This is a genomic window from Cyanobium sp. ATX 6E8 (assembly GCF_024346335.1).
Classification (GTDB): domain Bacteria; phylum Cyanobacteriota; class Cyanobacteriia; order PCC-6307; family Cyanobiaceae; genus Cyanobium_A.
In genome coordinates this window covers 1-7,420 of the sequence record NZ_JAGQCT010000033.1, presented here as the reverse complement: position 1 = coordinate 7,420, position 7,420 = coordinate 1, and the positions used below count along the sequence as shown (strand labels likewise).

The 7,420-nt window shown below is 48.2% G+C and carries 9 protein-coding genes; 3 read left to right on the top strand and 6 right to left on the bottom strand.

Features of this window, described 5'->3' with window-relative positions:
- Nucleotides 1-174: 174 nt before the first annotated feature.
- The 4 genes from KBY70_RS14280 to KBY70_RS14265 form a co-directional block, all read right to left on the bottom strand.
- The gene (locus KBY70_RS14280) at nt 175-531 is read right to left on the bottom strand and encodes a hypothetical protein (protein ID WP_254988961.1); all 357 of its coding nucleotides are present in this window, start codon (nt 529-531) and stop codon (nt 175-177) included.
- Between the two features lie 1,011 nt (nt 532-1,542).
- Complete coding sequence (locus KBY70_RS14275) at nt 1,543-1,842, bottom strand: hypothetical protein (RefSeq protein ID WP_094561727.1); 300 nt, start codon at nt 1,840-1,842, stop codon at nt 1,543-1,545.
- A gap of 437 nt (nt 1,843-2,279) precedes the next feature.
- Nucleotides 2,280-2,537 (bottom strand): hypothetical protein, encoded by a 258-nt coding sequence (locus KBY70_RS14270; protein WP_254988960.1) that lies wholly within the window; start codon nt 2,535-2,537, stop codon nt 2,280-2,282.
- 137 nt (nt 2,538-2,674) lie between these two features.
- Nucleotides 2,675-3,022 carry a hypothetical protein gene (locus tag KBY70_RS14265; RefSeq protein WP_254988959.1) on the bottom strand — a complete coding sequence of 116 codons (348 nt, stop codon included), beginning with the start codon at nt 3,020-3,022 and terminating at the stop codon, nt 2,675-2,677.
- 390 nt (nt 3,023-3,412) lie between these two features.
- On the opposite strand from KBY70_RS14265, the gene KBY70_RS14260 reads away from it, so the two are divergent.
- From KBY70_RS14260 to KBY70_RS14250, 3 genes are all read left to right on the top strand, one after another.
- Nucleotides 3,413-3,664 (top strand): helix-turn-helix domain-containing protein, encoded by a 252-nt coding sequence (locus KBY70_RS14260; RefSeq protein WP_094561723.1) that lies wholly within the window; start codon nt 3,413-3,415, stop codon nt 3,662-3,664.
- Between the two features lie 330 nt (nt 3,665-3,994).
- Entirely contained in the window at nt 3,995-5,299 is a 1,305-nt protein-coding gene (locus KBY70_RS14255) for a hypothetical protein (RefSeq protein ID WP_254988958.1), read from the top strand.
- 13 nt (nt 5,300-5,312) lie between these two features.
- Entirely contained in the window at nt 5,313-5,930 is a 618-nt protein-coding gene (locus tag KBY70_RS14250) for a hypothetical protein (RefSeq protein ID WP_254988957.1), read from the top strand.
- Here KBY70_RS14250 and KBY70_RS14245 read toward each other — a convergent pair.
- Both KBY70_RS14245 and KBY70_RS14240 read right to left on the bottom strand, forming a co-directional pair.
- Entirely contained in the window at nt 5,927-6,442 is a 516-nt protein-coding gene (locus tag KBY70_RS14245; protein ID WP_254988956.1) for a hypothetical protein, read from the bottom strand. The genes KBY70_RS14250 and KBY70_RS14245 overlap by 4 nt on opposite strands.
- A 2-nt stretch (nt 6,443-6,444) precedes the next feature.
- Nucleotides 6,445-7,305: a hypothetical protein gene (locus KBY70_RS14240; protein WP_254988955.1), complete on the bottom strand. Its 861-nt coding sequence runs from the start codon at nt 7,303-7,305 to the stop codon at nt 6,445-6,447.
- Nucleotides 7,306-7,420 lie beyond the last annotated feature (115 nt).

Sequence of the window (7,420 nt, the reverse complement as noted above, 5' to 3'; positions counted from 1 at the left end):
AATACGAATCAATTTGCCAAAAATATTGTATTGCTTGAGCACTTATGATCTGCTGCGACGATGCCGAAAGGCATTTTTTTATGGTGATCAGAGGCTGGCAAATCTCGTAAATTTCGAGGTGCCCTTATGACATTCGTACTGAGTGATCTAGCAATGCAAACTCAAATTAGTTCGTCACCATTCAGCCTTGAATAGATTTCCGTACAAATCCCATGTTAATTGTTGGTCCAGTCCGCCAACTGCCAGCGATGTTACGCCATCTTTCTGGTCACAAAGTATAACAGCAGTGGTTGAGCTTTCTGCGTGAGTTCCGTATACTCTGCCGACCTTGGTATTTTCTTTCGGGTTATAATCTTGCCAGATTTTTTCAGTGAACTTGAATTTCTTAAGCGCAATCTCTCCCGAGTCTAGGCATTCTTTCACTGCGCCTCCATGAGCAAAAGATGCCACATAAACAAAAGGTCTCGCAATAGCTTCTCCACCTAAGCTCAACGCCATAAGCAAAGGTATTAACAAGAGGGGCTTTCGCATTTGATTATAGATGTCTCCTCCCCATTGGACCTCAGCGCCTCCGCTTTTGTCAAGTTGGTCATATAGCTTTACCCTATCGGAGTCGCAATATGCCTAGTCCCAATAGCCTCCCCGCCCCACCCAAGCCACTCCCGCAGCCACCTCACCATCCCAGCACCTCCCTCAATCCTTCTTCGCCCGCCCCGCCTATCCCCACAACTCCAGACCCAGACCCGCCAATGCTGCCGCCCTTCTCAGGCACGAAGAGGCAGCAACTTCAGCAGCGGGTGCCTTTGATGCTGACTCCAACGGTTCCGATGCTACCGCCGAGTAGTGGAGCAGGTCGCCATCAGCAGTTGGGATGGTCAGACGCCCAGTCACTACTACGGTTTCACCGATCTGCTGGCATTCCTGAATTTCCCACGACCAACCAGGAGCACGGTGGTGAAGGTGGCGGGCAATGGTATTCCAGGGGCAGTAGGTCAGCGTCGTGTTGCACTGCTTCCTGGTCTTGAGATGCCGAGGGTCAATGGGGCGTGAGAGATCCGCCAGGGTTTCACCCGTTGAGCGCAGGGAGAACTTTATGGCAGTGGTTGCCTGAGTTCCGTTGGTTGAGGTCTTGAGCATTGGAGCGACTCTCTGTGGAGTTCAATGCCGCAATTATAGCGTCAAATGCTGCTGCCGTGAAGTTCTGTACTCTGAAAAACCTGCCTTCGCCCACAATGGTTCCACCTCTTGAGCGCCCTGAGTGGATTGCCCCGCCTCACCGCTACTGGATGCCCTGAATCACTTGCTCTATCGGATGGATGAGGGACCAGAATTGGGGCGTGAGTTCTATGCCGCCAGCACCCCAGAGGAGATGGTCGCCTTAGCGGAGCACTGCGGGATTTTGATTGACGCTGATGACTTCCGTGCCCTACTGAGGAGTGGCAGCACTAAGTTTTGGGTTGTTGGTGGCGAGGTGGGTGCCAATCCCGTCGCCCATCTACAGCAGGTCTTTAGCGTCTAATGCTAGGAAACTAATTTGACCTATCAGTAGTCGTCGCCGTATTTGACCGTTGAGGTGGCATTCATCAACTCAACGGTGGTCTGGTAACCTTGCGCCACGGTGACCTCGTGCTGAATGCCGATGTCCCGCAGGGTGGCGACATCAAACTCAGGAGCAGTGATCCAACTGAAACCCTTTCCAAAGGTGTTGTCAGGGTTCACCACATACCAGTGGCAGGCAGTGTCGGGGACGGCAACGGAGCACTTTTTCCAGTCGTTGTCCCACTGGGGCACTTGAACGAAGGACAGCACCGCAAAGAGGATCCCGAAGAGACTCGTGAACATTGTCGCCTTTACAAGTAGTAATATTCTACCAGAGTTTGCTGCGATCGGTCCCTCTCAGGTTTCCTCCTGAACTGCCACCAGATAGGTGCTCACCAGAGGTTGTGCCCTTCCATCCCGTTGTGCCTGCTGCTGAAGACCCTTGATGGCATCCCTTGTTTCGGGTGAGTATTCCCAGGAGGTTCGTGACCGCTGGCGCAGAACCCATCCACCAGGGGCACGAACACCAAAGCGGAGTTCAGCATCCGAGAAGACCCCCAGCAGGGTGGCATCAATCGCCTGACGCTCCTGCTCCAGGGTCTTGAGTTGCCCAGCGATCTCAACCCGCCGCTCTAGCAACTGATCGGCGCTGAGATCTGCCAGATGCGGGAACGGGTCTGGGCGTTCAGGAGGGAGGGTCCTCAGTAGGTGCTTCAGAGCACCTGGCGGTAGTGGTGGTGTCACTTCTCTCCATAGATGGCACCCTCTTTGACCAAGCGGTTGTAGTGACACTGGATGGCGTCTTCCACGATGGAAGCAAGGGTGATGGGTTGATTGGTGCGTTGGCGAAACTCCTGAATGGCGGATACCAGTTCCATCGTCTCTTCACTGAGGCGGATGCCGAACTGCTTAGGAGCGTCGGGATGGTCGTATGCCATTTCTGCTGGGATGAGTTTTTTGATTCTGGCGGGGAAGACCACCAGCACCAGCAGGAACAAGGAAGCGCATTGGATTGAACCTCTGTGGGTTTCAGGGAAAAGGGTTGGAGGGGCGAATCTCTTTGGATTTCTTGCCCCTCAACACTGAAATCATAGCACCGAATCAGCAAGGCGCAGTGCTTAGTGCATGAAAGTCGTCAAACCGCAACCAGTTCGGGCACCTCCTGTGCTGCTGCCACCTCCAGAGCAACCGCATCCAGCACCTGATCAGCAGTGGAACGGTGTGTGCTGCTGGTCAGGTCGCCAAAGCGGGCATCCAGTGACCTGATGAACAGGGTGCTGAACTCGCTGCTCACCTTGCTGGCAAGGATGTCAGCGGCAAACGCCCAGTGCTGAACCATCACGGCATTGCTGAGGTGACCATCGGCAGCAGCATCAGCGGAATCCTGCTCCCACTGGCAGCACTGGTTGCGGATGGCGGCAACGATCACGCCCTGGGCAGCGTTGATGGTTGCCAGGTCAATGGTGGAAAGGTCGGTCGGCATTGGTCTGATCCTCTGTGGGATTCGGGTGAGTGGTTGAGAGGGCGGGTTTCTATGAACCTCTTGCCCTCAACACAGCAATCATAGCACACGGAACTGAGGTGTGAGCGCGTAAAGCGTTAAAGCATTGAGAAATGTTCTGCTTGGCGACGACGTATGGATCGCTACGGCATCAACTGCTGATTCTCTTTATAAATGGGGTCGTAAGCGGAGTCGGTATGGTCGCAACTGGTTTCCCGTCCCTTCTTGCCTTCGTTGCCCTGGTGGGATTTGCCGTGGTTCAGGTAGTGCTCTGGTTTGGTGTCTGACACTCTGCTATCTGTGCTAGGCACTGAGGCATAGGTATTAAAAACTGCTTTGCCTCTTCAGAGTGCTTGAGGTATCGTGCGCCTTATGGCAAAGCAAGCCCGTCTGACCCTCGCCAAGGCAATCGCCAAGGCAAACCTGCGACGCTCAGAGACAGGGGAGAAACCCATCACGATGAACTCCTTGGCGGTTCAGGCGGGAGTGGCAGCGACCACCATCACCCGACTGGCACGACACGACGACAAGGCAGCATCAGCACTGTCTCTGGATCTGGCATCCAAGATCGTGACAGTTTTGGACTGCGGCATAGAGGATCTGTTGGAGGTTATGGAGGACTAACCAAGACGGCAGGATCAGAAATTCACACTGTTATGGCTCCTCAAGGCCGTATCATGATGTGGGGCTAACCCGCCCTGCCCGCAGCGCCCAGTCATGGATCACTCAAGGGGTAATGAGGAAGCCCGTGGCGCTAGGTAATGGCTTGAAGGAATTGGCATTTGATTAGCACCCGAAAGCTAAATGGTCAACTAGAGTAGGTGCCATGCACTCAATACCATTAAAATGGCAGGTCTAAGTACGGGAGCTTCGATCTTTTTGGCAATAGAACTGTTGTTTTTTATATTTCTTGTCTATTCAATATTTTCAGCAAAGCAACGGCTCGGCCAGCCGTTGGCGTTGCTATCCAAGTGCCTAAGACTGTCCGAGGACTTATTTGGAGACGACAGAGGTTTTGTTACTTCAGCTCGGACGAGATATCGAAGAGCTGCCGAGAGAATCGAGGAAGTAGATGCTCAAGCTATTGCATCTGGTGAACTTAGCAGCTTTGAGGTTATAAGGATATGGAAGTGGCGTATCAATATTGGCACTCTGAATGAACTGGTCACTAGCGCCCCAGGTGTCTTTGTAACTATTGGACTGCTCGGAACATTCATTGGTCTCGCATTAAATTTAGGCCAGTTGAGTACCATTCTTGATTCAGGTGATTCAAGCTCGTCTGTTTCTCCAGGTGATTTGGTCGAGAGACTTGGTGGTGTCTTAGCCCCTATGAGTACAGCTTTTATTTCTAGCCTTGGCGGTGTCTTCTTTAGTTTAATATTTTGGATACTCGGGCTAATTAGTGGAGCGGGCCGAATCTTGGAAGAGACTGAAACATTGCTTACGGCATACTTAGAGCAAGTAGTCCAAGCCGACTGTAATCGCTTCTCCCTTATGAGGGCATCGGTGGAGCGAATGGAGCTTTGCCTCTCAGAATTTATGGCAAAATTTAGTGAGCGAGTCGGAAATGCAATTGATCAAGCAATCACTCGGAAAGTTGATGAAGTATTTGAGGCCATCAAAAGAGGTTCTGAGGCACTAGAAAGTTATGCTAAGGCGTTTGACAAAGGAGCCCAAAAGCTTCACATAAGTGGCACTGCTTTCTATAAAGCTGCAAACATATTTTCCAAGTCGTCTTTTGCAACCGATTTTGGAGACTCCGTTTCTAGCCTGGTTAATGTATCGGATCAGCTTAGCGAAAATGCCCGTGAGCTCTCGACTAAGATAGGTTCTCTTTCAGAGAGATCAGATTTAATAGAGAAAGGATGGGGAGAAACTACATCTACAATTAAAGATTGTAGTAGCATGGCAAATAGCCTACTGACGTCAACCGAACAGTATACAAAAGCAATGGTAGACGCTCTTGCGGAATTAGATGACGCTTCTAAGCAATTAAGAGCAGCAAGACTGGCTATCGGAAAAGAGAACAATCAATCTGACGAATTAACACGGGCGCTCTTGCTTGAGCTAAACAACTCACAAAGTGCAAAAGATGAGATTTTGAGACTCATGCAAAACTTGTCATCCCAACTTCAGAACCGAACAACTATTGACTCAAAACTAAATAGCCTCATTGAGGCTAATCTCCGAGTGGAAGGTCTTAATAGCACTGAAAGATCGAAGCTGAATTTGCTGCTGGATTCTCTTCTTAATTCTTAAGGCCAGAAAACTAATGGCAACCCGAAAACATCGCCCTTCTCTAGCCGCTCCATGGCTTGCATATACAGATCTTCTCAGTAGTACATTGATGATCCTTACAGTGGCTATTGTTGCTAGTGCCCTGGCTAAACTAGTCAATCAAAAGCCACCAATTATCCGATTGAGCGACGCTGCTGACTATCGGTTTTCTACAGGCAGCTACTTGATAAGTCCTCAATTTAGAAAGCAGCTTGCTAGTGAGCAATTGCCTGAAATAGAAAAAGTAATTCGATGCTATGGAATAGATACTATTGAGGTAATTGGTCATACCGACTCTCGACCAAACCCTGGTGGCAGTAATCTTGATTCCTTCTCACAAGACAAGAATAAAATCGTGTCAGCAAATGTTAGTAGTGGATCAAATGCTGATTTGGGATTATTACGTGCTATATCCGTTGAAAATCTTTTAAGAAATAGTCTCAATAAAAAATTTCAAAACCTAGATTTCCGTAGTTATTCTGCTTCAAGTTTCGTAAGTCCCGAGAACTATGTTAGCTCTAGCAACGTAAACAGAGACGATCAACAAGTCAAAAGGCGTATTGAAGTACGTTTTACTCGTTCTGAGAAGGCGACATCTATTCCTCGCTGCTAGTCTTCATCGTTTGCATGAATTCTGAATTTCCACTCAGCTTCCAGAAGTTGTTGCAGCTGAGGGAAATACGTTTCGCCTGTCTGTTTAATATGCTCCATGAACAAATCTAAGAGTGCTTTTTCTCTATATTCTTTAGCTTTTAATTTAATATCCTCGGTTTCTCCGTTCTGAATGAACCAAGTAATATCCTTTGTAGTGATGCTTTCGGGCTTTCTTCGATAGCTGATATTATCATCAATTTCTTCCTGCACACCATTGTCACCGCTTGTATCAACAGAGTAAGAGCCTCTTTCCGAAAGAATCTGTTGATGATTATACAATTCGCCTGAGCTTCTCATTTTTAGCAGTGCGGAGCATAAAACTGGATTCCCTGTTAATCCCCAATTATACTCCCTATAAAGCAATTCAGGAGACTTGTTTGACTGAGAGGACAGCTCACAAACCTGCATGACAAGCTCTTGGATTTCTTCCGTTCGATCCTTAAGGTCAGTCCATGGTTGTTGATCGGCCATAATTAGACTTCCTTGCTTTGGTTGTTCGATGTTTGTTGGGTCAAACGCTTTCTCCTCATAGACTGGAACTCCTCAAGCGTTGTAGAGTATCCCTCTAAAAACTTTTCACGTTCAAGGAGAAGCTCATTACTGTAAGACATTTTCATGTCTTCGCTTCTTGACTTCCCCCACAATAGAAATACTGCACCGACGCTTAATATTATCGAAATAAACATCCAGAATAAAGAAAATCCTAGCCCCCAGATTTTAGAGCCATCCCCAAGTTTGCTGAAGAACTGTGTGTTTGCTGCCCTAACCATTTCGCCGCCATCTCTAATTACAATATCGTTGCCTTGATTCTTGAATTTGTCACTATAAATTGTGGGGAAATGTTTTTGCAAGAATTGGAGGCTTGGCAATGTCTCCTTTTCCGATCTCCATTTATCAATCTGGAGACTTAGCTTGTCGGCCGCACTCCCATCTATTTCTGCTTGTATCCTCTGTTTTACGCAATCACCAGGAACGTTGCTGACGCTTCCACCATGTTTTTGCAGAATCTGTTGTATTGATAGATTTTGATTGCCAAGCTGCTGCTTGTATTCTCCATATGCTCGCACATACAAGGTAGTAAATAGCGGATCTTCTCTTTTTAAGCCCTCCATCTGTTGCTTAAGCGATTCGCATGAACTTTTATACTCAAGATACTTGGGGTTTTTGAGCTTTCGCAATTCATTCAGCTGTTTTTGCGATTTATCTACCTGCTCGTTTGCTAATTGTAGGGCATATTCCTTGGAAATTCCAGATCCATTGACTAAGATATCCATTCCTACGCCTGCCAGAGCGGTTTTGACAGCGGATATAACGAAAAACACTATTAAGGGCACCTCGAAAAATCGCAAGACCGCTTGATAGCGACCGAATTTGAATTATACTAAGGCTCCAAGATTACATGCTTTCCATGGGCCAGCGAGGTTTCTGGGACGAACAACAAAGAGTTGT